General features: G+C 64.7%; 24 protein-coding genes and 2 tRNA genes. 9 read left to right on the top strand and 17 right to left on the bottom strand.

Annotated features, from left to right (window positions below; genetic code table 11):
* Positions 1-4: 4 nt before the first annotated feature.
* A complete protein-coding gene (gene leuC / locus JGU72_RS01865; RefSeq protein ID WP_199682050.1) occupies positions 5-1,429 on the bottom strand; it encodes a 3-isopropylmalate dehydratase large subunit in 1,425 nt (474 codons plus the stop codon).
* Between the two features lie 110 nt (positions 1,430-1,539).
* Here leuC and JGU72_RS01870 point away from each other — a divergent pair, with 110 nt between their 5' ends.
* The 3 genes from JGU72_RS01870 to JGU72_RS01880 all read left to right on the top strand — a co-directional run bounded on the left by JGU72_RS01870 (position 1,540) and on the right by JGU72_RS01880 (position 3,055).
* Positions 1,540-2,241 (top strand): IclR family transcriptional regulator, encoded by a 702-nt coding sequence (locus JGU72_RS01870; protein ID WP_199682051.1) that lies wholly within the window; start codon positions 1,540-1,542, stop codon positions 2,239-2,241.
* 31 nt (positions 2,242-2,272) lie between these two features.
* Positions 2,273-2,788 (top strand): pyridoxamine 5'-phosphate oxidase family protein, encoded by a 516-nt coding sequence (locus tag JGU72_RS01875; RefSeq protein ID WP_199682052.1) that lies wholly within the window; start codon positions 2,273-2,275, stop codon positions 2,786-2,788.
* A gap of 87 nt (positions 2,789-2,875) precedes the next feature.
* Positions 2,876-3,055 (top strand): DUF5302 domain-containing protein, encoded by a 180-nt coding sequence (locus tag JGU72_RS01880; protein ID WP_199682053.1) that lies wholly within the window; start codon positions 2,876-2,878, stop codon positions 3,053-3,055.
* Here JGU72_RS01880 and JGU72_RS01885 read toward each other — a convergent pair.
* The 6 genes from JGU72_RS01885 to JGU72_RS01910 form a co-directional block, all read right to left on the bottom strand.
* Positions 3,052-3,552 carry a cupin domain-containing protein gene (locus tag JGU72_RS01885; RefSeq protein WP_199682054.1) on the bottom strand — a complete coding sequence of 167 codons (501 nt, stop codon included), beginning with the start codon at positions 3,550-3,552 and terminating at the stop codon, positions 3,052-3,054. The genes JGU72_RS01880 and JGU72_RS01885 overlap by 4 nt on opposite strands.
* Before the next feature lie 87 nt (positions 3,553-3,639).
* On the bottom strand, positions 3,640-4,767 hold the full coding sequence (locus tag JGU72_RS01890) for an acyltransferase family protein (RefSeq protein WP_199682055.1): 1,128 nt from the start codon (positions 4,765-4,767) through the stop codon (positions 3,640-3,642).
* Positions 4,768-4,841: 74 nt separating this feature from the next.
* Positions 4,842-4,914, bottom strand: a tRNA-Glu gene (locus tag JGU72_RS01895).
* 75 nt (positions 4,915-4,989) lie between these two features.
* Positions 4,990-5,061: transfer RNA gene (locus JGU72_RS01900), tRNA-Gln, on the bottom strand.
* A 92-nt stretch (positions 5,062-5,153) separates the two neighbouring features.
* A complete protein-coding gene (gltX, locus tag JGU72_RS01905) occupies positions 5,154-6,626 on the bottom strand; it encodes a glutamate--tRNA ligase (RefSeq protein WP_199682056.1) in 1,473 nt (490 codons plus the stop codon).
* Positions 6,626-7,405 carry a fumarylacetoacetate hydrolase family protein gene (locus JGU72_RS01910; protein ID WP_199682057.1) on the bottom strand — a complete coding sequence of 260 codons (780 nt, stop codon included), beginning with the start codon at positions 7,403-7,405 and terminating at the stop codon, positions 6,626-6,628. Before JGU72_RS01910 ends, gltX begins: the two co-directional genes overlap by 1 nt.
* Before the next feature lie 123 nt (positions 7,406-7,528).
* Here JGU72_RS01910 and JGU72_RS01915 point away from each other — a divergent pair, with 123 nt between their 5' ends.
* The gene (locus JGU72_RS01915; RefSeq protein WP_199682058.1) at positions 7,529-8,719 is read left to right on the top strand and encodes an MFS transporter; all 1,191 of its coding nucleotides are present in this window, start codon (positions 7,529-7,531) and stop codon (positions 8,717-8,719) included.
* Here JGU72_RS01915 and JGU72_RS01920 read toward each other — a convergent pair whose 3' ends face one another.
* The 5 genes from JGU72_RS01920 to JGU72_RS01940 all read right to left on the bottom strand — a co-directional run bounded on the left by JGU72_RS01920 (position 8,720) and on the right by JGU72_RS01940 (position 14,947).
* Entirely contained in the window at positions 8,720-9,733 is a 1,014-nt protein-coding gene (locus JGU72_RS01920; protein ID WP_199682059.1) for a 3-isopropylmalate dehydrogenase, read from the bottom strand.
* Between the two features lie 43 nt (positions 9,734-9,776).
* Positions 9,777-11,372 (bottom strand): phosphoglycerate dehydrogenase, encoded by a 1,596-nt coding sequence (gene serA, locus JGU72_RS01925; protein WP_307828262.1) that lies wholly within the window; start codon positions 11,370-11,372, stop codon positions 9,777-9,779.
* Between the two features lie 102 nt (positions 11,373-11,474).
* Positions 11,475-12,476, bottom strand: a complete 1,002-nt coding sequence (ilvC, locus tag JGU72_RS01930) for a ketol-acid reductoisomerase (protein WP_199683140.1) — start codon at positions 12,474-12,476, stop codon at positions 11,475-11,477.
* A 48-nt stretch (positions 12,477-12,524) separates the two neighbouring features.
* Entirely contained in the window at positions 12,525-13,028 is a 504-nt protein-coding gene (gene ilvN / locus JGU72_RS01935) for an acetolactate synthase small subunit (protein ID WP_199682061.1), read from the bottom strand.
* On the bottom strand, positions 13,025-14,947 hold the full coding sequence (locus JGU72_RS01940; RefSeq protein WP_199682062.1) for an acetolactate synthase large subunit: 1,923 nt from the start codon (positions 14,945-14,947) through the stop codon (positions 13,025-13,027). The genes ilvN and JGU72_RS01940 overlap by 4 nt, the downstream gene beginning before the upstream one ends.
* 277 nt (positions 14,948-15,224) lie before the next feature.
* Between JGU72_RS01940 and JGU72_RS01945 the strand changes: the two genes are divergently transcribed.
* The 4 genes from JGU72_RS01945 to uraD all read left to right on the top strand — a co-directional run bounded on the left by JGU72_RS01945 (position 15,225) and on the right by uraD (position 19,333).
* Entirely contained in the window at positions 15,225-15,719 is a 495-nt protein-coding gene (locus JGU72_RS01945) for a PH domain-containing protein (protein ID WP_307828263.1), read from the top strand.
* 10 nt (positions 15,720-15,729) lie between these two features.
* Positions 15,730-17,574, top strand: a complete 1,845-nt coding sequence (ilvD, locus tag JGU72_RS01950; protein ID WP_199682063.1) for a dihydroxy-acid dehydratase — start codon at positions 15,730-15,732, stop codon at positions 17,572-17,574.
* Positions 17,575-17,773: 199 nt separating this feature from the next.
* The gene (locus tag JGU72_RS01955; protein WP_199682064.1) at positions 17,774-18,703 is read left to right on the top strand and encodes a hypothetical protein; all 930 of its coding nucleotides are present in this window, start codon (positions 17,774-17,776) and stop codon (positions 18,701-18,703) included.
* A 114-nt stretch (positions 18,704-18,817) separates the two neighbouring features.
* A complete protein-coding gene (gene uraD, locus JGU72_RS01960; protein WP_199682065.1) occupies positions 18,818-19,333 on the top strand; it encodes a 2-oxo-4-hydroxy-4-carboxy-5-ureidoimidazoline decarboxylase in 516 nt (171 codons plus the stop codon).
* Here uraD and JGU72_RS01965 read toward each other — a convergent pair.
* Entirely contained in the window at positions 19,330-20,214 is an 885-nt protein-coding gene (locus tag JGU72_RS01965) for a DoxX family protein (protein WP_199682066.1), read from the bottom strand. The two genes, uraD and JGU72_RS01965, sit on opposite strands and share 4 nt — an antisense overlap.
* A gap of 132 nt (positions 20,215-20,346) precedes the next feature.
* Here JGU72_RS01965 and JGU72_RS01970 point away from each other — a divergent pair, with 132 nt between their 5' ends.
* Complete coding sequence (locus tag JGU72_RS01970) at positions 20,347-21,519, top strand: PQQ-dependent sugar dehydrogenase (protein WP_199682067.1); 1,173 nt, start codon at positions 20,347-20,349, stop codon at positions 21,517-21,519.
* Positions 21,520-21,522: 3 nt separating this feature from the next.
* Here JGU72_RS01970 and gatB read toward each other — a convergent pair whose 3' ends face one another.
* Genes gatB through JGU72_RS01990 form a run of 4 tightly spaced genes read right to left on the bottom strand, consistent with a single transcriptional unit; the run spans position 21,523 to position 26,024 of the window.
* Complete coding sequence (gatB, locus tag JGU72_RS01975; RefSeq protein WP_199682068.1) at positions 21,523-23,034, bottom strand: Asp-tRNA(Asn)/Glu-tRNA(Gln) amidotransferase subunit GatB; 1,512 nt, start codon at positions 23,032-23,034, stop codon at positions 21,523-21,525.
* Positions 23,035-23,059: 25 nt separating this feature from the next.
* Complete coding sequence (locus tag JGU72_RS01980) at positions 23,060-24,091, bottom strand: ATP-dependent 6-phosphofructokinase (protein ID WP_199682069.1); 1,032 nt, start codon at positions 24,089-24,091, stop codon at positions 23,060-23,062.
* Between the two features lie 37 nt (positions 24,092-24,128).
* Positions 24,129-24,812, bottom strand: a complete 684-nt coding sequence (locus tag JGU72_RS01985; RefSeq protein ID WP_307828264.1) for a response regulator transcription factor — start codon at positions 24,810-24,812, stop codon at positions 24,129-24,131.
* A gap of 9 nt (positions 24,813-24,821) precedes the next feature.
* The gene (locus JGU72_RS01990) at positions 24,822-26,024 is read right to left on the bottom strand and encodes a sensor histidine kinase (RefSeq protein ID WP_199682070.1); all 1,203 of its coding nucleotides are present in this window, start codon (positions 26,022-26,024) and stop codon (positions 24,822-24,824) included.
* Between the last annotated feature and the right edge of the window lie 78 nt (positions 26,025-26,102).

The following is a 26,102-nucleotide window of genomic DNA, read 5'->3' on the forward strand; positions in this document are numbered from 1 at the left end:
GGAATTAGTCGAGATCAGCCGGAGAGGACAGGGTTCCGCGCACAGCAGTAGCCGCGGCGACGAGTGGCGAGACGAGGTGCGTCCGCCCACCCTTGCCCTGCCGGCCCTCGAAGTTGCGGTTCGAGGTCGACGCACAGCGCTCACCGGCGCTCAACTGATCGGGGTTCATACCGAGGCACATGGAACAGCCCGCCTGCCGCCACTCTGCGCCCGCAGCGGTGAAAATGGCTCCCAGACCCTCGTTCTCGGCCTGCACGCGCACACGCATCGAGCCAGGCACCACGAGCATCCGAACGCCATCGGCGACGCGGCGGCCGTCGAGAATTTCCGCAACCGCACGTAGGTCTTCGATGCGCCCGTTCGTGCACGAGCCGACGAACACCGCGTTCACCGGCACCTCCCGCAATGGCGTTCCCGGCTGCAAATCCATGTACCGCAGAGCTTTCTCGGCTGCCGCACGTTCGCTCTCGTCCGTCATCTGCTCCGGGTCGGGAACCGAATCCCCCAGTGGCGCACCCTGTCCCGGGTTCGTACCCCACGTGACGAAGGGCGTCAGCGTGTTCGCGTCGATATGCACCTCCGCGTCGAATACGGCGTCGTCGTCTGTTTTGAGCATTTCCCAGGCAGCGACGGCTTCGTCCCATTCCGCACCTTTGGGCGCGTGCGGGCGATCACGAAGGAAATCATAAGTCGTCTGGTCCGGCGCGATCATGCCTGCGCGCGCGCCGGCCTCAATCGACATATTGCAGATTGTCATCCGGGCTTCCATCGACATTTTGCCGATAGCTTCTCCTCGATATTCGAGGACGTATCCCTGACCGCCGCCCGTACCGATCTTCGCAATTACGGCAAGAATGAGGTCCTTACTCGTAACGCCGGGCTGGAGTTCACCATCGACCGTGATCGCCATTGTTTTGAACGGGCGCAGCGACAATGTTTGCGTCGCGAGTACGTGCTCGACCTCACTCGTTCCGATTCCCATTGCCAGCGCGCCGAAGGCACCGTGCGTCGAAGTGTGGCTGTCGCCGCACACGACGGTCGTTCCCGGTTGCGTCAGACCCAGCTGCGGGCCGACGACATGCACGATGCCCTGGTCCAGATCTCCCATCGGGTGCAAGCGAATCCCGAACTCCGCGCAGTTTCGCCGCAATGTCTCGACCTGCGTCCGCGAGACGAGGTCGGCAATCGGCTTGTCGATATCGACGGTCGGGACGTTGTGATCCTCGGTGGCGATCGTGAGGTCCGGGCGCCGCACCTGTCTGCCGGCCAGCCGCAGACCGTCGAAGGCCTGCGGACTCGTCACCTCATGTACAAGGTGCAGATCGATGTAGATGAGATCGGGCTCCTGGGCATCCCCTGCGCCGGTGCCCTTGGCGACCACGTGGTCGTCCCATACCTTCTCCGCCAATGTGCGGGGCTTGCTTGTCATCTTCTCCACCTCATGCGCAAATCTCGGGGCTGCCGACGATTCGCTTCGTTTTGCCGAGTTCGGGTTCCCAGTATTTGGAATCCCAACATGCGAGACGCTAATATCGTTGTATGAGACAGCATAGCGGGATCGGCGTCCTCGACAAAGCCATGTCGGTGTTGCACGCAGTCGCCGAACAACCGTGTGGACTCACCGAGCTGTGCATCAAGACCGGACTCCCCCGCGCGACCGCGCACCGGCTGGCTGTCGGAATGGAAGTGCACCGCCTGCTCAGCCGCGACGCAGCAGGTATGTGGCGGCCGGGACCGGCGCTATCCGAACTCGCCGCGAGTGCCAACGACACGCTCGTCGATGCCGCCGGCGCTGTACTTCCGCGCCTTCGCGAAATCACCGGCGAGAGCGTCCAGTTGTACCGGCGCGAAGGGTCCGTCCGCGTCTGCGTCGCATCGATGGAACCCCCGACCGGCCTGCGCGACACCGTGCTCGTCGGGGCCAGGCTGCCGATGACGGCTGGATCCGGCGCGAAAGTCCTACTCGCATGGGCAGACACAGCCAGCCAGCGCATGGTCCTGCCGACCGCGTCGTTCGGCGAACGCACGCTCGCCGAGGTCCGCAAGCGCGGCTGGGCGCAGAGCGCGGGCGAGCGCGAGTCAGGCGTCGCGAGCGTGTCGGCACCGGTCCGGGATTCGAACGGCAATGTCGTAGCGGCGGTGTCGGTATCGGGTCCGATCGACCGCATGGGACGGCGGCCGGGCGCGCGCTGGGCCGCCGATCTACTGGCAGCGGCGGACGCGCTACACAAGCGCCTGTAGGGTTCGCACAGGGCGTGCGAAAGGGGTCGACATGGGCGTCAACCAACGCGGCAAGATCACGATGTCCGACGACGAGATCGCGACTTTTCTCGAACAGAGTCGCGTCGTCACGATGGCAACGAAAGGCTCTGACGGCCAGCCACACCTGATCGCAATGTGGTACGCGCTGCTCGATGGTGAAATCTGGATCGAGACGAAAGCCAAGTCGCAGAAGGTCACCAACCTGAAGCGCGACGATCGGGTCACCTGCATGGTCGAGGCGGGAAACACCTACGACCAGCTGCGCGGTGTCTCGATCGAAGGTACGGCTGAAATCATCGACGACTACGACACGTTGTTCCGCGTCATGGTCAGCGTGTGGGAGCGGTACACGGGCCCCTACAGCGAGGATGTCCGCCCGATGGTGGAGGCCGTCATGAACAAGCGTGTCGCGGTACGAGTTCGCCCGCACCGCATCAGATCATGGGATCATCGCAAACTCGGTTATCCCGAGATGCCCGTCGCCGGCACGACTGCGCAGTTTCTCGAACAGCCGAAATCGGAATGACCCGAAATTGGAATGACCCGAAATTGGAATGACGCAGTCGCGCCGTCGGGCGTAGGTTCGAACTCAATCGAGACGGAAGGGCACACAATGACCGACGCATCCGGAACCGAGGACACCAGCGACGTCAAGAAGAAGTTCCGCGAGGCCCTGGAGCGGAAGAACCAGAAGCACAACCCCACCGACGACCACAAGGACGGCCACTCGAAGATTCACGGCACCCACGGTCCGGCCGATCACAAGCGCGACTTCCGCCGCAAGAGCGGCTAACGCCGGAGCAGTCCGCCGACGAGACCCAGTACGCGGACCACGATGTCGCCGAGCGGCTTGGGTCCGCCGACCACAAGCCGGAAAAGGTCACGATGCGCCGCGGCGTGCGCGGCAAACGCAAGCGGGGCAGGGCCGGACCGGCCCTGTTCCTCCGCCTCGGCCTGCAGCCGATCGATCCCCCTGAACCATTCTTCGGTGCGAAGCGCCGGGATCGTCTCCCAGTGCGCCCGTGCAGCTTCCGTGCCCGGATTCCACATCTTGTGGACCTGGCCCCGCCGCACGGTCAGCTTGTCACCGGGCCCGAGGTCGCGCACCTCGCCGTTCAACTCGACCCGCAACGTGCCCGCCAAGACCTCGAAATTCTCGTCTTGTTGCGGGTGATAGTGCGTCGGTGGCTGACTCCCGCCGGGTAGGTAGGTCGTCTCCACGACGATGCGATCCGGCTCGCTCGCAACGATCTCCAGTGTCTGGTGCCGGCTGAGGCGCAGAGCGCTCATGAACGATGCCGTCCGCCAACTGAATTCACTACATTGCCCCCTTGGGTGTGCAACGATTTTCGGCCCCTGCTTTCGAGAGTACCTGGCCTATCCCACCGCGGCAGGTACAGCGTCGCGCTTGTAGCTGCGACGCATCCGGAGGAACGGCTGCTCGACGAAGGTGAACGTCAGCGTGGAAAGTACGAGCGTCGCCGGCAACGCGAACAGCACCGTGTTGAGCAACGCATCGACAGTCGCGCGCCCCGTGAACGCGACCGCGTAGCCACGCAGGACGATCGTCTGGATCACGACGAAATGGATCAGGTACATCGAGTACGAGATCTCGCCGATCCGGGCCAGCACGCGCGACCACAGCCCACGTGCCGAGTTCGCGGCCGCGACGTACCCGATCACGAACGCCGCGCAGGCAACGGCCTCCACAGTCGGCCAGGCGATCTTCCAGGACGCGGTCGTCGGCCAACCGCCTGCGGCGTTGTACACGTTCAGTGCCACAACGATGACGACCAAGGCCGATACGGCGATCAGCGCGCCCTTGCGAGCAGTGAGCGGGCGCGTCTTGAAGAGCCATGCCGCCCACATTCCGATCAGGAACTGATCGAGCCGGCCGACGATCGTCGAATACGTAAGGTCCTGCACATCACCACCGTTCAGCACAGCCAGCGCACGGAAGACGAGCACCACGGCGACCAGGCCCAGGACGTTCTTCGTCCACGCAGGCTTGAGAACGAGCAGGAGGAACGGGAAGAGCAGGTAGAACTGCCATTCCACCGCGACCGTCCACAGCATGACCGTGAACGGCGGCGCGACCAGCGCGCCCGGCATGTTCGCGAGTCCGAAGATCGTCTGCAGGAACGGCATCCAGGCAAAGAACTGCGGTTCCGCCGCGATACCGACGAACAAGAGCAACAGAAACAATGGATAGGTGCGGAGCAGCCGGTTGCGAACGAATCCGCGCCACACCACATCGGAATCCAGCACGCCGTACGTCAGGATGAACCCCGACAACACCATGAACAACGAGACGGCGATATGGCCCTCGATGAGCGCACCGAGTAACGGGTTGCCCGAACGCAGCCAGCTGTGCGTGTCGAACGGCCGATGAAACCGGCTGTCGAAACTGAAGAGGTGCAGCCCGTGATAGAAGAGAATGAGCAACGCCGCGAACGCGCGTAAGTGATCGACCGCCGGGAAATAGCGGATGTTGGGACTACGCATTCGGTTTCACCGCAGCAGTGTACAAAGCAAAGGCTCCTTGATCGGCGTACTCGCCGATCAAGGAGCCTTGTCTGTAGCCCCGACGGGATTCGAACCCGCGCTACCGCCTTGAGAGGGCGGCGTCCTAGGCCGCTAGACGACGGGGCCAGGAACTTTCGTTGTTGCTGTGAAGCTTTGCCAGCTTAGCTGGCAAACCGACCGCGACAAAATCGCTTCGGCTTGCTGGGGTACCAGGACTCGAACCTAGAATGGCGGTACCAGAAACCGCTGTGTTGCCAATTACACCATACCCCAATGGCCGTTCCGCGAGACTCTCGTTAGGGCCGAACAAGAGGGTACCAAAGGCGATACCGAATCCCGCAAACCGGCTGTTCAGACGACGTTTTTCAGGCGTCGACAGCCGCTCTGGCCGCCCTGAGTCTTGCCATCGTGGACCCACGGCCGAGGAGTTCCATCGACTCGTACAGCGGCGGACTGATGTGGCTGCCCGTTACGGCAACGCGGACTGGCGCGAAGGCCTTTCGTGGCTTCAGTTCGAGTCCGTCGATCAGCGCCGCTTTGAGGGCCGCTTCGAGGGGTTCTGCCGTCCACTCCTCGATCCCTTCGAGCGCCGCGATGGTCGCATCCAGGACGGGCGCCGAGTCCGGTCCGAGGTTCTTCGCGGCCGCGGCGGGGTCGACCTCGAATGCATCGTCGCCGACGAAGAGGAACTTCAGGAGGTCCCACGCATCCGACAGCACGACGATCCTGGTCTGGACCAGTTCGGCAGCAGTCGTGAAGACGGCGTCGTCGACGTCGCCGATATGGCCCTGAGCAGTGAGGAACGCACGTAGGCGGGCGGCGAAGTCGGCCGGCTCCAGCAACCGGATGTGCTCGGCGTTGATGGCATCGGCCTTCTTCTGGTCGAACCGCGCCGGATTCGAGTTCACCGTCGTGATGTCGAACGCGTCGACCATCTCGCCGAGTGAGAAGACATCGTGATCGTCGGCGATGCTCCAGCCGAGCAGGGCGAGGTAGTTCAAGAGTCCTTCGGGGATGAAGCCCCGATTGCGGTGGACGAACAGGCTCGACTCGGGGTCACGCTTGGACAGCTTCTTGTTGCCCTGACCCATGACGAACGGCAGGTGCCCGAACTCCGGTGTGAAATTCGTGACACCGATTCGCTGCAGGGCCTCGTACAACGCCAATTGCCTTGGTGTGGAGGACAGCAGGTCCTCGCCGCGCAGCACATGTGTGATCTTCATCAATGCGTCGTCGACAGGGTTGACGAGCGTGTAGAGCGGATCGCCGTTACCGCGGGTGAGCGCGAAGTCGGGAACGACTCCAGCCTTGAAGGTCGTCTCGCCACGGACGAGGTCGTTCCAGGTCAGATCATGATCTGGCATGCGCAGGCGCACGACGGGCGCCACACCCATTTCGCGGTATTTCGCGCGTTGCTCGGCTGTGAGGTCGCGATCGAAATTGTCGTAGCCGAGCTTGGGATCGCGGCCCGCGGCTTTGTGCCTGGCCTCCACTTCCGCTGGCGTCGAGAAGGATTCGTACGCCTCCCCCGCCTCGAGCAGCCGCTCGACGACGTCGAGGTGCAGGTCGCGACGCAGTGACTGCCGGTAGGGCTCGTACGGTCCGCCGACCTGCGGACCCTCGTCCCAGGTCAAACCGAGCCAATTCAGTGCATCGAGAAGAGCCTGATAAGAGTCCTCGGAATCGCGCGACGCGTCCGTGTCTTCGACACGAAACACGAAGGTGCCCTTGTTGTGCCGGGCAAAAGCCCAGTTGAACAGCGCCGTTCGAATCAAGCCGACATGCGGCGTACCCGTCGGCGACGGGCAGAAGCGAACGCGTACCTCGGACTGTGACATCACTGCACTTTCTTATCGGCGGCTGGATTGGACAGCGTGCCGATTCCCTCGATGGTTACGGAAACGGTTTGCCCGGCAACGACCGGCCCGACGCCCTCCGGGGTCCCGGTGAGAACGACGTCGCCCGGCAAGAGCGTCATCACAGCCGACACCCACTCGATCAGCTTCGGAATGTCGTGCAGCAGAAGCGAAGTGCGGCTGCGTTGCTTGACTGCACCGTCGAGCTCGGTGACGAGCTCCAGATCGGTGGGATCGATGGCGGTCTCGATCCACGGGCCGAGCGGGCAGAAGGTGTCGTAGCCCTTGCCGCGGGTCCACTGTCCGTCGTGGCGCTGATGATCACGCGCGGTCACGTCGTTGGCAACCGTATAACCGAGGATTACCTCGGCAGCCTTTGCGGCGGGCACGTCCTTGCAGGGGCGCCCGATGACGACGGCGAGTTCGCCTTCGTGGTCCACCTGACTACTGTTGCGCGGCAGGATGATCGGCGCGTTCGGACCGATGATCGACGTGCTCGGCTTGAGGAAGATCACCGGATCCTTCGGCGCCTCGCCACCCATCTCGGCCGCGTGTGCGGCGTAGTTCTTACCGATGCAGATGACCTTGCTCGCGAGGATCGGAGCGAGCAACCTGACGTCGGGCAGCGCCCATGTCCGCCCCGTGAAGGTGGGGTTGCCGAACGGGTGCTCCGCGATCTCGCGTGCAAGTTGATTGTCACCGTCGCCTTCGATGCTGACGAACGCGACACCATCGGGGCTGGCAATTCGACCTAAGCGCATATCGGGAGTCTATCGACAGGGGATTAGTCCCCGATATTCGGTCGAGCAGTCCCGGAAGTTGGAGTATCCTGGCAACGTATCCAACATTCGAGATGCAGTGCCCACATAGTGAGATGATCAAACATGACGACGACAGAACGGGACGTGACCACCGCGCATCGCTGGACGATGCTCGGCCTCGGCGTCACCGCTCAGTCGTCGAGTTCGCTCTTCGTGCACGGCGCCGCGTTTCTCATACCCGCGCTACGGGACGAAGGGCTCAGCCTCGCTCGCGCGGGTCTGTTGGTCGCCATGCCGACCGTAGGAATCGTGCTGGCATTGATCGCCTGGGGCGCAGTCGTGGACAAGATCGGCGAAAAGCGGGTGCTGGTCACCGGCCTCACACTCGTTACGGCAGCGGCCGTCGCAGGTGTCATGACGACGTCATATCTCGCGCTGGGCGCGTTCCTGCTGTTCGGCGGGATGGCGGCTGCCAGTTCGAATTCCGCGAGCGGTCGTGTGGTGGTCGGCTGGTTTCCCGCACATCGACGAGGCTTCGCCATGGGGATCCGACAGATGGCACAACCGCTCGGAGTCGCGATCGGTGCCATCACCATTCCGACAGTCGCTGCCGCACAGGGGGTTCCGGCAGCATTGCTGGTGTCCGCCGCCCTCGCGGGCATCGCCGCGATCGGCTGTGCGATCGGAATCGTGGACCCAACACGACCTTCCACGCGCGAGGCAGCCGAATCCGGTCTGCTGAACAACCCCTATCGCGCCAGCTCGACACTGTGGCGTATCCACGCTGTATCGATCTTGCTGGTCATCCCCCAGGCGACAGTCTGGACTTTCGCGCTCGTGTGGTTGACCGAGGATCACGGCTGGTCTGTCGGCGCCGCAGGCGCGTTGGTCACCGTCACGCAACTGCTGGGCGCGTTCGGCAGAATCGGTGCGGGCGCGTGGTCGGACTGGCTGCGAAGCCGAATGCGGCCACTGCGCTACGTCGCCATCGCCGCGACCGCGACGATGGCAGCGCTCGCCTTCACCGACTGGCTGGGCTGGCTGGTCGTCGCGATCCCCCTGCTGGTGATCGCGTCGGTCGTGACCGTCGCCGACAACGGCCTTGCGTTCACCGCGGTCGCCGAAATTGCCGGACCGTATTGGAGCGGCCGCGGACTCGGAATTCAAAACACCGGCCAGAACCTGGCGTCGTCGGCAGTACCGCCGCTGTTCGGCGCGCTGATCAGCGTCACCAGTTTCCCCGCCATGTTCGCGGTCACCGCCGTGATCGCTGCCGCGGCGGTGCCTCTGGTCCCCTCGGATCCTGGCGACTGACTACAGGCCGGCAGCGATCCGGTCGCCGACCTCTGTGGTGCTGCCCTGCGCGCCCGGGGTGCGGGAGGCGAGGTCGGCGGCTACTGCAGCCTCGACCCGCGCAGCCGCGTCGTCCTTGCCCAGGTGCGAAAGCAGAAGCGACACAGACAGAATCGCTGCTGTCGGATCCGCCTTAGACTGACCCGCGATGTCGGGTGCACTGCCGTGCACCGGCTCGAACATGCTCGGGTTGGTACCGGTCGCGTCGATATTGCCGCTCGCAGCCAAGCCGATACCACCGGAAACGGCTGCGGCGAGGTCGGTGATGATGTCGCCGAACAGGTTGTCGGTAACGATGACATCGAAACGCTTCGGGTCTGTGACGAGGTGGATGGTCGCCGCATCGATGTGCTGGTAGGCAACCTCGACGTCGGGGAACTCGGCCCCGACCTCGTCGACCGTGCGCTGCCACAGCGAGCCGGCGAACGTCAGAACGTTGGTCTTGTGCACCAGGGTGAGGTGTTTACGGCGCGTCATCGCCTTCGCAAAGGCATAGCGCACAACACGTTCCACGCCGAATCGCGTATTCGTGCTGACCTCGGTGGCGACCTCGTGCGGTGTGTTCGTGCGGATTGCACCGCCGGTGCCCGTGTAGGGACCCTCGGTCCCCTCGCGCACCACGACGAAATCGATCGGCGGATTGCCCGCCAACGGACCCGTCACACCCGCGTACAGGTGTGAGGGCCGCAGGTTCACGTGATGATCGAGCGCAAATCGGGCGCGCAGCAACAGCCCGCGCTCGAGCACACCGCTCGGCACGGACGGATCACCGATCGCACCGAGCAAAATTGCCTCGTGACCACGCAACTCGTCGAGCACCGAATCCGGTAGCAATTCGCCGGTCCGGTGGTAGCGCCGAGCGCCGAGATCGTATTCGGTGGTCTCGACGTTCGGCTCCACGACGCGCAACGCCTTCAGCGCCTCCGCGATCACCTCGGGACCGATTCCGTCGCCGGGAATGACGGCGAGCTTCATAGCGATTGCCTCACTTGGGGTTTGCAGCGATAGGGTGCGGCGATCAGGCCAGGTTGACGAGCTCGATCAGGTCGGCACCGACAGCGTCGGCGATCGCCTTCTCGACGGACTCGGGAACTTCGCGATCCACGCGCAGCAGAATGATCGCCTTGGAGCCTTCGGCATCCTGGCTCAGCTGTGCAGCCTGGATGTCGACGCCGGCCTCGCCGAGCAGGGTGCCGATCTTGCCGAGCGCACCTGGCTGGTCCGGGTAATGAATCGTGAGGTTGAGGCCCTCGGCGCGGAGATCGAAGTTGCGGCCGTTGATGTTCACGATCTTCTGGACCTGCTGCGGACCGGTGAGCGTGCCGGACACGTTTACGACCGTTCCGTCACCGTAGACCGCGCGAACGTCGACGACGCTACGGTGATTCGGGCTCTCCGAGGTCTTCGTGACCTCGGCAGAAATCCCACGCTCCGCGGCGAGGGACGGCGCATTCACGAACGTGACTGCGTCCTCGATCACTGCGGAGAACAAGCCGCGCAGGGCCGAAAGCTTGAGGATCTCGACATCTTCGGACGCGAGCTCGCCCAGTGCGGCGACAGAAAGGCTGACCGGCAGTTCCTTCGACAGCGCACCGAGCAGAACGCCCTGCTTGCGCACGATTTCTAGCCAGGGTGCCACTTCCTCGCCGACCGCACCACCGGACACGTTGACCGCGTCGGGCACGAATTCGCCTGCGAGCGCCAGCAATACGGACTTCGCGACATCGGTACCCGCGCGATCCTGCGCTTCGCTGGTCGACGCGCCGAGGTGCGGTGTGACGACGACCTCGGGCAGCTCGAACAGCGGGCTGTCGGTGCACGGCTCGGTCTCGAACACGTCGAGACCGGCTGCGCGGACGTGGCCGCTCTTGATCGCAGCGGCAAGTGCGGCCTCGTCGACGAGGCCACCGCGGGCAGCGTTGACGATCACTACGCCCGGCTTCATCTTCGCGATCGCCTCGGTGCCGATGATGCCCTTGGTCTCGGGCGTCTTCGGCAGGTGGACGGAGATGAGGTCGGCGCGCTGGAGCAGCTCGTCGAGCGGCAGCAGTTCGATGCCGAGCTGCGCGGCGCGCGCGGGCGATACGTATGGGTCGTAAGCGACGATGTGCGTCTCGAATGCGGCGAGGCGGGCAGCGAACAGCTGACCGATCCGGCCGAGGCCGACGACACCGACGGTCTTTCCGAAGATCTCGACACCGTTGAACTTGCTTCGCTTCCACGTGTGTTCACGTAGCGTCGCGTCAGCGGCGGGGATCTGGCGGGCGGCAGCGAGCATCAGCGTGACCGCGTGCTCTGCTGCGGTGTGGATGTTCGAGGTCGGCGCGTTGACGACCATGACGCCACGCTCGGTGGCGGCCGGGACGTCGACGTTGTCGAGTCCGACGCCAGCGCGAGCAACAATCTTGAGCTTCGTGCCGGCGGCGAGTACATCGGCGTCGACCGTCGTAGCAGAGCGGACGAGCAGCGCATCGGCTTCGGGCACCGCGGCAAGCAGTGCTTCGCGATCGGGTCCGTCGACCCAACGCACCTCGACGCCGTCACCCAGCGCCTCGACGGTGGATTGAGCAAGCTTGTCGGCAATCAGAACAATAGGGCGGCCTGGCTGGCTCACGTTAGGAAACTCCCCGGTCATAGGTAAAAGGAAAGGGCGCTGCGCGCCAGTGCGCGGTTGGAGAGTCTATAGACTCTCTAACCGCGCACGCGGCGTAGCCCCTCAGGCGGTCTCGGTGATCGGGCGATCGACCCAGCTCATCAAGTCGCGCAGCTGCTTGCCGGTGACCTCGATCGGGTGCTCGGCGTTCTCCTTGCGAAGACCTTCGAGTTCCTTGTTTCCGCCCTCGACGTTCGCGACGAGACGCTTGACGAAGGTGCCGTCCTGGATGTCGGCGAGGATCGCCTTCATGCGCTCCTTGGTGCCGGCATCGATGACGCGCGGACCGGACAGGTAGCCACCGAACTCGGCCGTGTCGGAGACCGAGTAGTTCATGCGTGCAATGCCGCCCTCGTACATCAGGTCGACGATCAGCTTCAGCTCGTGCAGGACCTCGAAGTAGGCCATCTCCGGCGCGTAACCGGCCTCGACCATGACGTCGAAACCGGTCTTGACCAGCTCCTCCGTGCCGCCGCAGAGGACGGCCTGCTCGCCGAAGAGGTCGGTCTCGGTCTCTTCCTTGAAGGTCGTCTTGATGACGCCGGCGCGCGTGCCGCCGATGCCCTTCGCGTAGGACAGCGCAAGCGCTTCGCCGGTGCCGTTGGGATCCTGGGCGACCGCGATGAGCGCGGGCACGCCCTTGCCGTCGACGAACTGGCGGCGGACCAGGTGACCCGGTCCCTTCGGCGCAACCATGCCGACCGTGATGTTCGCGGCGGGCTTGATGAGACCGAAGTGGATGTTCAGGCCGTGGCCGAAGAACAGCGCGTCGCCGTCCTTCAGGTTCGGCTCGATGTCCTCGGTGAAGATCTTGGCCTGCGCGGTATCCGGTGCCAGCAGCATGATCACGTCGGCCCACTCGGCCACCTCGGCGGGAGTGCCGACAGCAAGGCCCTGCTCCTCGGCCTTTGCGCGCGACTTCGAGCCCTCCTTGAGGCCGATCTTCACCTCGACGCCCGAGTCACGCAGGCTCAGCGAGTGCGCGTGCCCCTGGCTGCCGTAGCCGATCACAGCGACCTTGCGGCCCTGAATGATCGACAGATCGGCGTCGTCGTCGTAGAACATCTCGACTGCCACTTTTATTGGTTCCCTTCTAGTTCAGTTCTAAGTAAGTTAACGCGTTGCCGTAATGGACTTCGGTCCGCGGCCGACTGCAACGACGCCGGATTGGACGATCTCGCGAATCCCGTAGGGCTCGAGCATGCGCAGCAGCGCATCGAGCTTCGACCGTGTTCCGGTCGCTTCCACCGTCAACGCATCCGGCGACACGTCGATGACCTTGGCGCGGAAAAGCGTTGCGGCTTCGATCACCTGGGTGCGCACGGTCGCGTCCGCGCGCACTTTGACGAGGATCAGTTCGCGTGCGACCGAGGTGTCGTCGTCCTGCTCGACGATCTTGATCACGTTGATCAGCTTGTTGAGCTGCTTGGTGACCTGCTCGAGCGGCGAGTCCTCGACCGTCACGACGATCGTCATGCGCGAAACCTCGGGGAGCTCGGTACCACCGACTGCCAGCGACTCGATGTTGAAACCACGGCGCGAGAAGAGCGATGCGACACGGGCAAGGACACCCGGTTTGTCTTCGACGAGAACGCTGAGGGTGTGGCTCGTCCTCACTTGTTTCCTTCCTTGGCGGCGTGATCCATCGCGGCGTGAATGACGGCAGGTTCGGAGACCAGTTCGTCGTCGTCGAACAGTGGGCGGATGCCCCGGGCCGCCATGATTTCGTCGTTGCTCGTGCCGGCCGCAACCATCGGCCACACCTGTGCGTCGGCGCCGACGATGAAGTCGATGACGACGGGCTTGTCGTTGATGGCCTGCGCCTCACGAATCGCCGCTTCGACGTCTTCTTCCTTCTCGACGCGAATGCCGTGGCAGCCCAAGGCTTCTGCGAGCTTGACGAAGTCCGGGATACGCAGCGAGTGCGTCGACAGGTTGGTGTTGGAGTAGCGCTCCTCGTAGAAGAGCGTCTGCCACTGCCGGACCATGCCCAGGTTGCCGTTGTTGATCAGCGCAACCTTGATCGGGATTCCCTCGACTGCACAGGTCGCAAGTTCCTGATTGGTCATCTGGAAGCAGCCGTCACCGTCGATCGCCCAGACCTCGGCCTCGGGCTTGCCCATCTTGGCGCCCATCGCAGCGGGCACTGCGTAACCCATCGTGCCGAGTCCGCCCGAGTTCAGCCACGTGCGCGGCTTCTCGTACTTGATGAACTGCGCGGCCCACATCTGGTGCTGACCGACACCGGCGCAATAGACCGCGTCGGGTCCGGCGAGCCGCCCGACAGCCTCGATGACGAATTCCGGCGACAGCATGCCGTCGGTCGGCTCGTCCCAGCCGAGCGGGTACTGCTTGCGGACGCCTTCCAGGTACTCCCACCACTTGCTGATTTCGATCTTCGAACCGGTCGCCTGATCGGCGCGGATCGCTTCGATCAGCTCGACGATGACCTCTGTGCAGTCACCGACGATGGGGACATCGGCGTGCCGGTTCTTGCCGATCTCGGCCGGGTCGATATCGGCGTGGATGACCTTGGCCAGCGGTGCGAAGGAGTCCAGCCGGCCGGTCACACGGTCGTCGAAGCGCGCACCGAGCGTGATGAGCAGGTCGCTCTTCTGCAGGGCACCGACGGCGGCGACGGTGCCGTGCATGCCGGGCATGCCGAGGTTCAGCTGGTGGCTGTCGGGGAACGCGCCCCGTGCCATCAGCGTCGTCACGACGGGGATGCCGGTGAGTTCGGCCAGCTCCAGCAACTGCGGTGAGGCGTCGGACTTGATGACGCCGCCGCCGACGTAGAGCACGGGCGACTTCGCGTCCATGATCAATCGGGCAGCTTCGCGGACCTGCTTGCCGTGCGGCTTGGTGACCGGACGGTAGCCGGGCAGCCGCATTTCCGGCGGCCACGAGAACGTCGTCTGCGCCTGCAGCACATCCTTCGGGATGTCGACGAGCACCGGACCGGGGCGGCCGCTCGCGGCGAGGTAGAACGCCTCGGCGAGGATGCGCGGGATGTCGGCGCCGTCGGTGATGAGGAAGTTGTGCTTGGTCACCGGCATCGTGATGCCCGAGATATCGGCTTCCTGGAAAGCGTCGGTGCCGATCATCGCGCGAGGCACCTGGCCGGTGATCGCGACCATCGGCACGGAGTCCATGTAGGCATCCGCGAGCGGCGTGACCAGGTTCGTCGCGCCGGGCCCCGACGTGGCCATGCACACGCCGACCTTGCCGTTGACCTGCGCATAGCCGGTCGCCGCATGTCCGGCGCCCTGCTCGTGCCGCACGAGGACGTGGCGGACCTTCTTGGAATCGAACAGCGGGTCGTACAGCGGCAGGATCGCGCCGCCCGGAATGCCGAAGACCGTCTCGACCTGAAGCTCTTCGAGCGAACGGACCACCGACTGCGCGCCAGTTACGCGCTCCGGCGCGAGTTGACGACGATTTACCGTCGGCGCGGCAGTTGCCGCAGCGGTCGGTTGACCAACCGGTGGCGTCGACCTACGGGTCGTCGGTCCCGGTCGGGCGGTGGGTGCGCTCACTTTCGTGCTCCCTTACGGATCTGGATCTGGACGAACTGACGGTGGAAACAAGCGCCTAAACAGCAAAAAGCCCTCGACAGCGTGTGCTGTTCGAGGGTGGCGCGTCGTGCTTGCGAGTTTGGAATAACCGGCTTACGCAGCGACGCGCCTGCCGATTACGAGCGACTCGTTTCGTTTCACGCGCTCGACGGTATGCGCGTAGATGCACAAGAGTCAAACCTGTGACCACGCTGTCCCATTATGTGGGAGTGATCTGTTGTAATGCGAGGATGGTGGTGTGTCATCACCGCATCAGTCCGTGCCACCAGCACAATCGTCCCACACCGCGCCCGACACTCTGCACACCGAGCGCCGCGTGATCCGGTTTCCGCGACTCGGCCTGCTCGGCGCAGCGATGCTCCTGTTCTGCGTGAGCTTTCCGGTTCTCGGTTGGCCGGCACTGTTCGGTTGGCTTCTCCTCGTCCCGATCGTCGCGGCCGTATGGGTGGTCCGTACGCGCACAGTGGTGACCGACGACGGACTCGACCTGCGCACCCTGTTCGGCAAACGCCACCTCGACTGGACCGAGATCAAGGGACTGCGGATTCCCAAGCGCGGGTGGGCTCGGGCAGATCTCGTCGAGGGCGGTGAGGTGCCGTTGCCCGCGGTCAGCTTCGACCGGCTTCGCGACCTCGCGCAGGCATCCGGCGGCCGCATCCCCGACCCGTTCGCCGCCGCCCCGACGGCCGTCGCCCCGGAAAAGGATTCGGAAGCAGATACCGACCGCGGGTAGCGTTTCGGGCATGCCACCGCTTCGCTCACGCACCACCACCGTCGGCCGGAACGCCGCAGGCGCACGCGCACTCTGGCGCGCGACCGGTATGACGGACTCGGACTTCGGAAAGCCGATCGTCGCGATCGCGAACTCGTACACGCAGTTCGTACCCGGCCATGTGCACCTGAAGAACGTCGGCGAGATCGTCGCCGAAGCCGTGCGTGCTGCCGGCGGTGTCCCGCGTGAGTTTCACACCATCGCCGTCGACGACGGCATCGCGATGGGCCACGGCGGCATGCTCTACTCCCTGCCCAGCCGCGAGATCATTGCCGACTCGGTCGAGTACATGGTCAACGCACACACCGCCGACGCGCTCGTCTGCATCTCGAACTGCGACAAGATCACGCCGGGAATGCTGAATGCTGCTCTGCGCCTGAATGTTCCGACCGTCTTTGTGTCGGGTGGACCGATGGAAGCAGGCAAGGCGGTCGTCGTTGGTGGCGTCGCGCAGGCACCGACCGATCTGATCACCGCAATCTCGGCGAGCGCCAACGACAATGTTTCCGAGGACGGGTTGTCCGAGGTCGAACGCAGTGCGTGCCCGACCTGCGGATCGTGTTCGGGCATGTTCACCGCGAACTCGATGAACTGCCTCACCGAGGCGCTCGGACTTGCGTTGCCGGGCAACGGATCCACGCTCGCGACCCATGCCGCGCGACGCTCGCTGTTCGAGCGCGCCGGAACCACGGTCGTCGAGGCGGCGCTCCGCTACTACCGCGACGACGACGAGTCCGTGCTACCACGAAACATCGCTTCGCCCAAGGCATTCCGTAACGCGATGGCGTTGGACGTCGCGATGGGCGGTTCTACCAACACCGTCCTGCACGTGCTCGCCGCGGCGCAGGAGGGCGAGGTCGAGGGGTTCGACCTGGCCGAGATCGACGCGATCAGCCGCAAGGTTCCCTGCCTGTCGAAGGTCTCCCCCAACTCCGATTACCACATGGAAGACGTCCACCGCGCAGGCGGAATCCCGGCAATCCTCGGCGAACTGCGCCGCGCCGGACTGCTCGACACCGACGTCTCGACCGTGCACACGGCGAGCTTCGACGAGTGGCTCGACACCTGGGACATCCGGTCGGGCAAGGCGTCCGGCGAAGCGATCGAACTGTTCCTCGCGGCACCCGGCGGGGTCCGCACGATCGAGCCGTTCTCCACGGAGAACCGGTGGTCGTCGCTGGACATCGATGCCGCGGGCGGTTGCATACGTGATCTCGAGCACGCTTACACCGTCGAGGGCGGCCTGGCCGTCCTGCGCGGAAACCTCTCGCCGGACGGCGCGATCATCAAGACCGCCGGTATCGACGAGGAACTGTGGAACTTCCAGGGTCCGGCGCGGGTTGTCGAATCCCAGGAAGAAGCCGTCAGTGCCATCCTCGGCAAGAAAATTCAGCCCGGCGAGGTGCTCGTCGTCCGGTACGAAGGCCCCGCTGGCGGTCCGGGTATGCAGGAGATGCTGCATCCCACGGCATTCCTGAAGGGGTCTGGCCTCGGGCGCAAATGTGCACTCATTACGGACGGCCGGTTCTCCGGTGGTTCGTCGGGCATCTCGGTCGGGCACATCTCGCCCGAAGCGGCAGCCGGCGGAACGATCGGACTCGTCGAAGATGGCGACCAGATCGTGATCGACGTGGTCACGCGCAAACTCGAACTACTGGTCGACGACGACGTCCTCGCCGAACGGCGAGCGAAAATGGAAGCGGCCGAACGCCCCTGGAAGCCTGTCGCCCGGGAGCGCGTCGTCACCACCGCACTGCGCGCGTACGCGGCACTTGCCACCTCCGCCGACAAAGGTGCGGTTCGCCGGGTGCCGTAGGGCTGGCCCACGCAGGTCGCCCGGTCACGCAACGTCTTTCAGTCATACGCGACAACTGCAGTTGTCGCGTATGACTGAAAGACGCGCGTCTCGGTTCAAAACTGGTACCTCAGTACCATTAACTATCCACAGGGCGCTACTTGTCCACAGATTTGTTTTCGGACCTGACATCGATTCCGGATGACGGCAGGCTCGAACCATGGACGACGACGCATTCAAGGTGTACCTGCGGCGAGATGCATTGCAGCTGGGCGTGAACGACGCCGAACTCCGACGCCTGAGACGACGCGGTGAGTTGCAGGCGATATGCCGCGGCGCCTTCGTTCGACCGGACGACCTTGATCGGTCGGACTCGGTCACTCACCACCGCTGGCTGACGCAAGCGATCGCCCGGGCGTCGAAAAAACCGGTGGTGATCAGTCACGTGTCTGCCGCCGTGCTACACGCGCTCGCTCTTTGGAACCCTCTGCTCGCGCGCGTGCATGTCACGCTCGACGCGAAATCGGGGGGTCGTGTCTCACCACGGCGCCATACCCACATCGCTTCGCTCGAACCGACGGACGTGACGTTGGTCGACGGACTCGCGGTCACCACGGTGGCTCGGACTGTCGTCGACTACGCGCGCACCGAAGTATTCGAAAAGGCCGTCGTGCTCGGCGATTCCGCACTTCACAGGCAGTTGGTGACGCCGGACGAGTTGGCGGAATCACTCGGCGCGGTGGCTCACTTGAACGGTGCAAGCCGTGCCGCACGTGCAATCGCGTTCATGGACGGACGCAGCGAATCAGTAGGAGAATCCAGAAGTCGTGTGCTGATTCATCGCGCGCACCTTCCGAAGCCCGATCTGCAGCGGGTCATCTTCGATTCGTCCGGCGTGGCGATCGCGCGTGGCGACTTCTTTTTCGAGGAGTTTTGCACGGTCGGCGAGTTCGACGGGCACGGCAAATACACCGATCTCCTCAGGCCTGGCCAGACCACCGAGCAAGCGCTCATCGAGGAAAAGTGGCGCGAGGACGACATTCGAAGCACCGGTGCCGCTGTCGCACGCTGGAACTGGAGTCATCTGGCCGACCCCAAAATCGTTGTTGCCAAACTGGAGCGCGCGTTCGACATTGGACGCAGAACCTGAAACACAACCACTTCAGCCAGCCGCAACGACTGCAGTCGTTGCATTTGGCTGCTGACGTTGCGGCTCGTCGGCCGGAGCCTTGACAACCGACGTCCACCGCCGCACCCTCACGCTATGAATGCGAACCGCGACATCGGGCTCGAGCGGTTCAACGTTGCGGATGCCGGGGCTTCCGCCCACTCACTGGTGACGTGCCTCGACGTACCGCGTTGGGTCAACGACATCCTCGCCGCACGACCGTATGCCGACCGCGGTGCTCTGATGAAACAGGTCGACTCTGCTTCCAGCCCCCTTCGACCCGACGAAATCGCGCGTGCGCTGCAACGGCATCCGCGCATCGGGGACCGAATATCCGGCGGCGACGCCGACGCTCGTATGTCGCGATCCGAGCAGTCGGGCGTCGATGCGACGGACCCGGCCGTCAAAGATCGGCTCACAGAAGGCAACCATGCCTACGAGGCCAAGTTCGGGCAGGTGTTCCTGATCAGCGCGACGGGGCTGCACGCCGAGGAAATCCTCGCCCGGCTCGATGAACGTCTGACCAACGACCCCGCGGCCGAGCAACGCATCATCGAACGCGAACTGCGCAGCATCGCCAAACTACGACTGGCGCAACTGCTCGACGCCTAGATGAACGGGTTGCCGCCGTGCAGGAAGACCCATGTGCAGGCCGCCGCGATGATGGCGGCGACGAGCACCAGCAACGAACCTGCCGCCGGCCGGGTTGCCCAGCCCCGCCTGCCGTCGAGCGCGATCCGCCCCGGTCCGGTCAGGATCAAGCCAGCCGAGGCGCCCAGTAGCAGCGTCTCGAGCTCCACGCCCTGATCACCGCTGAACTGCAGCCCGGGCGTACCGGCCTGCTTGACCAACCACGCGTCGATGATGATTGCCAGAACCGCACCGGCCGCCAGCGGCGTTGCGAGGCCGAGGATCAGCAGGATGCTGCCGCCGAGCTCGCCGACCGTCAACAGGATCGACATCAGCTTCGGCTGGTCCCAACCACCGCTGCTGAGACCCTTTTCGACGCCGTCGAGTCCCGGACCGTTCCACCAACCGGTCAGCTTCTGCAACGCATGGAACAGGAATATGCCGCCGACCGTGAGCCGCAGAATCAGCAGGCCGAGGTCGAGTGTGCCGCGGCCCTTCGTGTCGTCCTCGATCGCGCGGGCGCGCTTGCGCGCACCGGCTCGCGCGCCTGTACCGGCAGTCGCGGCGGGCGGCACGGTGTGCTCGGGTTCGAACGCGTACTTCTGCGGCGGGCCGTCGTCTTCCATCTCCATCGGCGTCGGCACGTAGGCCGGTTGCTCGACCGGCTTGCCGAGGTTGGGGCGATACGTGGGCAACTGCGAGGTGGCGTCGATGGAAAGATCCTCGTCTGTACGTGGGACGGTCGTGCGCCCGACGGCGATCTCTTCGGTCGGGCTGTCGTACGGACTCCCAGCCGACCTGCCTGTTGCCGGCCGCGCCGCGGCGTCTGTTGCACCTGACTGGTTTTCGGGCTTTTCAGTCACGCACGCGAGCTTAGTTGCCGAATCGTTATCGACGCTCACTTTGCAACCCGACGCGCCGATTCAGTCCCAGAGCAATCCTGCACGACGACCCTTGTGAGCGCGAGTCGCCGCGTTTCCGTAACGTGAAGAACCATGACGTTGGGTGTTTCAGGGGCGCGGCCCCGCAGTGGCCGCGTGCGGCGAAGACTCGCCGTCGCAGTGTCGCTGGTGTCGCTGGCACTGCTTGTCCTGGCACTGCCCGGATGCGCCCGATTCGACGACAGTGCGTCGAGCCCGTTCAGCCCGGAACCCACGTTCTCGGGTTCGGATCGAACGTCGCCGAAGCCGCCACGCCCCACACGGCCGCCGCGCACACCCGGCCCGTGTGTCGACCCGGACGAGAGCGTCGTTGCTACCTGCCTCGACACGACGGGCGGTCTCGTCGTGTTGCCGGACGGTGTCACCGCACTCGTCGCCGAACGGCGGACCGGCCGCATCATGAAGGTCATTGCGCTGGAACAGAAGACGCTCGAGGTCGCCCGCGTCGAGGTCGACGGTTCGTTCGATGGCGGACTGCTCGATCTGGCACTGTCGCCGACCTACACCGAAGACGGAATCATCTTCGCCTACATTTCGACGCCCTACGACAACCGCGTCGTCCGGCTGACGAGCAACGGCGATCCACCGAAGGACGTGCTGACCGGGATACCGAAGGGCGAACGCGGAAACAACGGCGCGCTCGACTTCGTCAGCCCGACCGAGCTGCTCGTGCTGACCGGCGATGCGGGTGACCCAGCGGCAGCCAACGACCCCAACTCACTCGCCGGGAAGTTGCTCCGGATCGACAATCCCTCCGTCGGACCGCCGGGATCGCAGCCGCCACCGCAGGTTGTCATGTCCGGCATCGGCGCGGCCGGCGACCTCTGCCCGCAAGGCGGCGGGGTTGTCTGGGTCACAGATCGCACGCCGACCGAGGACCGACTCCAGAAGATCACCGACGGGGTGCCCGCGCCTGCTCCGGCATGGACCTGGGCGGACCGCCCGGGCGTCGCCGGATGTGCGGCCGGTGGCGGCCGCGTTGCGGTGATGCTGACGTTCGGCAGGGCTGCGGCAATTCTGACCGTCGACGAAAGCGGTGCGATCACAACGGCACCGAACCTGGTCGCCCAGGATCAGTACGGCCAACTGGGCGGCGCCGCAATCGGACCCGACGGTACGGCGTGGGCGGCGACCGTCAACAAAACCGGCGGCCAGCCGGGGCCGAACGACGACCGCGTCGTCATCATTCCGTTCGGCGGACCCGGCGGCGGCGAGGGACCGGACTAGCAGCTAGGCAGCGCCGCACGCTTCGAGAACGAGTTCACGAACGCGGGCGGCGTCGGCCTGGCCCCGAGTTGCTTTCATGACATCGCCGACGACCTTGCCCGCGGCCGCGACCTTCCCGCCGCGGATCTTCTCGGCGATGTCGGGGTTGGCCGCCAACGCCTTGTCGACCTCGACCTTCAGCGCGGTCTCGTCGCGAACGACTCCGAGCCCACGCGCCGCGATGATCTCGTCCGGTTCGCCTTCACCCGCAAGTACGTGATCGACGACCTGTTTGGCGACCTTGTTGTTGAGCTTGCCCTCCTCGACCAGCGCAACAACTTTCGCGACCTGCGCGGGGCTGATCGCCAACCCGTCGAGGGTGACGCCCTGTTCGTTCGCCTTCTCCGTAAGGTAGGAGACCCACCAGGATCGCGCGGCCGCTGCCGGTGCGCCCGCGTCGACGGTTGCAATGATCAGGTCGAGCGCACCCGTGTTGACTAGATCGCGCATTACCTCGTCGGAAAGCCCCCAGTCCTCCTGAATTCGGGCGCGCCGCAACCACGGCATTTCGGGAATCGTCGAGCGTAGGCTCTCGACCCATTCGGCGTCGGGCGCCACCGGTTCGAGATCGGGCTCCGGGAAGTAGCGATAATCCTCGGCGGTTTCCTTGCGCCGACCGGGAGAGGTCGTTCCGTCGACCTCCTGGAAGTGCCTGGTCTCCTGAATCACTTCGCCGCCGCTTGCGAGAACCGCTGCCTGCCTGCGCATTTCGTAGCGCACAGCGACCTCGACGCTGCGCAGCGAGTTGACGTTCTTGGTTTCGGTGCGGGTACCGAGTTCGGTGGAGCCGATCGGCATCAACGACACGTTGGCGTCGCAGCGCAGCGACCCCTGATCCATCCGCACGTCCGAAACACCGAGAGCCTTCAACAGGTCCCGCAGCGCGGTGACGTAGGCGCGCGCCACCTCGGGCGCACGCTCCCCTGCGCCGGAGATCGTCTTGGTGACGATCTCGACGAGCGGGACGCCCGCGCGGTTGTAGTCGAGCAGCGAGTGACTCGCGCCGTGGATGCGACCGGTCGCACCACCGACATGCAACGACTTACCGGTGTCTTCCTCCATGTGCGCACGCTCGATGTCGACACGCCATGTGGTGCCGTCGTCGAGCACGACATCGAGGTAGCCCTCGGTGGCGATCGGCTCGTCGTATTGGCTGATCTGGTAGTTCTTCGGCTGATCGGGGTAGAAGTAGTTCTTGCGCGCGAACCGGCCCCATGGCGTGATCGTGCAGTTGAGGGCCAGTCCGATGCGGACGGCCGACTCCACTGCCGCCTGGTTGACGACGGGAAGCGACCCGGGGAGCCCGAGACAGACAGGACAGACCTGGGTGTTGGGCTCGGCACCGAACTCCGTCGGGCAGCCGCAGAACATCTTGGTGTTCGTACCGAGTTCGACGTGAACTTCCATGCCGAGCACAGGCTCGTAGGTGGCGAGGACATCGGCATAGTCGAGCAGTTCGACGGTGGAAGCGGTCATGCGAAAAGAATACTGTGCGCCCTGATCACCCGAAGAAGGCCGACGCCTCCTGATACCGATCGGTGGGAACCTTCTTCAATTGCTTCACCGCGTCGGCCAACGGAACGAGTTCGATCTTCGTGCCACGCAGCGCCACCATGTTGCCGAAGTGGCCCGCGTGCGCGGCCTCGGCGGCGTGCAATCCGAAGCGGGTTGCGAGGATGCGGTCGTACGGCGTCGGCTTGCCACCACGCTGCACATGCCCGAGGACCGTGGTGCGGACCTCCTTGCCGATCCGCCGCTCGATCTCGACCGCCAATTGCTGTGCGACGCCGGTGAATCGCTCGTGGCCGTACTCGTCGATGCCGCCCTCTCGCAGCGTCATCGACTCCGGGTCGGGGTGAGCACCCTCCGCGACCACGCAGATGAAGTGCGAATCACCGCGCTGGAAGCGCTTTTTCATCATCTTGCAGACAGCATCGACGTCGAACGGCTCCTCGGGCACGAGCGTGAGATGCGCGCCGGACGCCAGTCCCGCGTGCAGCGCAATCCAGCCCGCGTGCCGGCCCATGACCTCGACGAGCATCACACGCTGATGCGATTCCGCCGTCGTGTGCAGCCGATCGATGGCATCGGTCGCGATGCTGAGCGCGGTGTCGTGGCCGAAAGTCACGTCGGTGCAATCGATGTCGTTGTCGATCGTTTTCGGTACGCCGACGACAGCCACACCCTCCTCGGACAGCCAGTGCGCCGCGGTCAGGGTGCCTTCGCCACCGATCGGGATCAGCACGTCGATGCCGTTGTCGTCGAGCGTCTGCTTGATCTGCTCGATCCCCGCCTTGAGCTTGTCGGGATGCGTTCGCGCCGTACCGAGCACGGTGCCGCCCTTTGTCAGCAGCCGATCGGTGCGGTCGTCGTTCTGCATGTAGATCCTGCGATCCTCGAGCAGACCGCGCCAGCCGTCCTGGAATCCGACGATCGAATCGCCGTAGCGACCGTTCGCAGTTCGGACGACGGCACGAATCACCGCGTTGAGGCCGGGACAATCGCCACCACCGGTGAGCATTCCGATACGCATGTGCCCCATCTTGCTACTTTGCACCGCTGCGCGCTGATCAGCCGGGAGTTACGAGGCCACTCTCGTACGCGAGGACGACCGCTTGCGCCCTGTCACGCAGGTTCAGTTTCGACAGCACCTTGCCGACATGCGTTTTCACTGTCTGCTCGGCAACGAACAGCGACGACGCGATCTCCGAGTTCGAAAGCCCCTTGGCGATCAGTTCCAGCACCTCGCGCTCGCGGGGGGTCAGCGCGGACAAGACGTTCGAATTCACCCGCGGTACGGCACGGCGTTTGGTGACGTCGGCGATCAGGCGGCGAGTGACCGTGGGTGCCAGCAGGGCTTGACCTTCGGCGACGACGCGGACGGCACGCACCAACTCCTCGGCTGGCGCATCCTTCAGCATGAACCCGCTCGCACCGATGCTGAGCGCCTCGTAGACGTAGTCGTCGATATCGAAGGTGGTCAGCATCAGTACGCGCACCGGTGGATCGAATCCCGCTGCCAGGATCGCGCGCGCGGCGTCCAACCCGTTCATTTCCGGCATCCGCACGTCCATCAGCACGACGTCGGGTCGCAACCGTTTGACCTCGGCGACGGCCACACGCCCGTCCGGAGCATCGCCGATGACGCTGATGTCGGGCTGCGCGGCGAGCAGCGCACCGAAACCTTGGCGAACCATGGCCTGATCGTCTGCGATGAATACGGTCACCGGGCGACCCAGGGAAGTTTCAGCCACCCGCCCACCCTATGCCGTCCAGCTCGCGAGACCGGGCACGGTGCTGGTCGTCACGGGCAGTTGGGCAGTCACCTCGAACCCGCCATCGTTGCGCGGTTGCGCGGTGAGCAACCCGCCGACAGAGAGCGCCCGATCGCGCATGCCCTCGATGCCGCTCCCGCCATTGCGGCTGTGCGGTGTCGCGACCACCGACGACGGTCCGTTGCTCACGTTCATCGATACGAGCGACATTCCATACTCGACGTCGACCTCCACCGGCGCCCCGGGCGCGTGCCGGGATGCGTTGGACAAAGATTCTTGGAGGATTCTGAACACTGCCAGACCTGTTGCGTCCGAGAGCTGTTCGTGTTCGCCGTGGACCGTCCAGCGGAGCGGAACGCCCGCCCGTCGGGCCGTTTCCAGCAGTTCCTCGATCTGTCCGGTCCCGGGCTGCGGCGCGTGCTCGGCTGCCTGACCGTCGCTGCGCAGGACACCGAGCATGCCGCGGATCTCGTTCAGCGCTTCGCGCGCCGTTGCGCCGATCGACTCGAATTCGGCTCGCGCAGCGGGCGATACGTCGGGAACCCGGTAGGGCGCACTCTGTGCCTGCACGACGACGAGCGACATGTGATGCGCGACTACGTCGTGCAGGTCACGAGCGATCCGGGCCTTCTCTTCGAGGATGGTCCGTCGTGTGCGTTCCAGCTCGCTGACCTCTTCCTGCTTGGCCAACTGCCGCCGCGACAACACAAGCCAGCGGATCAGCAGGCCGATCACTACGTAGGCCGTCAGCGCTACGAACCAGCCGACCACTTGGTCGGGACCCAAATTCGCCGCGAACAGAAGCACGGTCGACAGCCATGCGACACCGACGATCGGTATCGGCGCCCGCATGCTCACGACGAAGAGCAGGGGAAGAATGACGAGGAAATGTACGACCTGCCAGGGAATGTCGTTGCCGGGTTGCGACGCGAATGCGACCGGAATGATCAGCGCCGAGAGCGCCGAGATCGCCCAGCCCAGCGCAGGATTCCAGCGGATCAGCAGAAATGGGCCCGCCGCCAGTGCCGCAACGACCGGCTGCGCCGGCGCCGGAACGTCATGTGTCACGTGCAAGGTCGGCCACGCCACGGAGTACAGCGTGATCGTCACGAGCACGATTGCAATGTCGAGCCACTGACTCCACGTCACCCGCTTCACGTGCGGTTTCGCAACCCTGGCTGCCTGTTTCATTACCCGCTTGTTCCTACCCACGGCATCGACACTAGGAAGCCGCGACACCGGCTGTCGTCATACCCAGGGGTGATATCG

The sequence above is a fragment of the Antrihabitans auranticaus genome, assembly GCF_016481275.1.
GTDB lineage: Bacteria > Actinomycetota > Actinomycetes > Mycobacteriales > Mycobacteriaceae > Antrihabitans.

Bases quoted from the DNA above. Each gene is read 5' to 3' on its own strand.
- leuC (WP_199682050.1), bottom strand. From the start codon at position 1,429: ATGACAAGCAAGCCCCGCACATTGGCGGAGAAGGTATGGGACGACCAC.
- ilvD (WP_199682063.1), top strand. From the start codon at position 15,730: ATGCCACCGCTTCGCTCACGCACCACCACCGTCGGCCGGAACGCCGCA.
- uraD (WP_199682065.1), top strand. From the start codon at position 18,818: ATGAATGCGAACCGCGACATCGGGCTCGAGCGGTTCAACGTTGCGGAT.
- JGU72_RS01890 (WP_199682055.1), bottom strand. From the start codon at position 4,767: ATGCGTAGTCCCAACATCCGCTATTTCCCGGCGGTCGATCACTTACGC.
- JGU72_RS01875 (WP_199682052.1), top strand. From the start codon at position 2,273: ATGGGCGTCAACCAACGCGGCAAGATCACGATGTCCGACGACGAGATC.
- JGU72_RS01885 (WP_199682054.1), bottom strand. From the start codon at position 3,552: ATGAGCGCTCTGCGCCTCAGCCGGCACCAGACACTGGAGATCGTTGCG.
- JGU72_RS01870 (WP_199682051.1), top strand. From the start codon at position 1,540: ATGAGACAGCATAGCGGGATCGGCGTCCTCGACAAAGCCATGTCGGTG.
- JGU72_RS01955 (WP_199682064.1), top strand. From the start codon at position 17,774: ATGGACGACGACGCATTCAAGGTGTACCTGCGGCGAGATGCATTGCAG.
- gltX (WP_199682056.1), bottom strand. From the start codon at position 6,626: ATGTCACAGTCCGAGGTACGCGTTCGCTTCTGCCCGTCGCCGACGGGT.
- JGU72_RS01980 (WP_199682069.1), bottom strand. From the start codon at position 24,091: ATGCGTATCGGAATGCTCACCGGTGGTGGCGATTGTCCCGGCCTCAAC.
- JGU72_RS01990 (WP_199682070.1), bottom strand. From the start codon at position 26,024: ATGAAACAGGCAGCCAGGGTTGCGAAACCGCACGTGAAGCGGGTGACG.
- JGU72_RS01880 (WP_199682053.1), top strand. From the start codon at position 2,876: ATGACCGACGCATCCGGAACCGAGGACACCAGCGACGTCAAGAAGAAG.
- JGU72_RS01970 (WP_199682067.1), top strand. From the start codon at position 20,347: ATGACGTTGGGTGTTTCAGGGGCGCGGCCCCGCAGTGGCCGCGTGCGG.
- gatB (WP_199682068.1), bottom strand. From the start codon at position 23,034: ATGACCGCTTCCACCGTCGAACTGCTCGACTATGCCGATGTCCTCGCC.
- JGU72_RS01910 (WP_199682057.1), bottom strand. From the start codon at position 7,405: ATGCGCTTAGGTCGAATTGCCAGCCCCGATGGTGTCGCGTTCGTCAGC.
- JGU72_RS01920 (WP_199682059.1), bottom strand. From the start codon at position 9,733: ATGAAGCTCGCCGTCATTCCCGGCGACGGAATCGGTCCCGAGGTGATC.
- ilvC (WP_199683140.1), bottom strand. From the start codon at position 12,476: ATGTTCTACGACGACGACGCCGATCTGTCGATCATTCAGGGCCGCAAG.
- JGU72_RS01915 (WP_199682058.1), top strand. From the start codon at position 7,529: ATGACGACGACAGAACGGGACGTGACCACCGCGCATCGCTGGACGATG.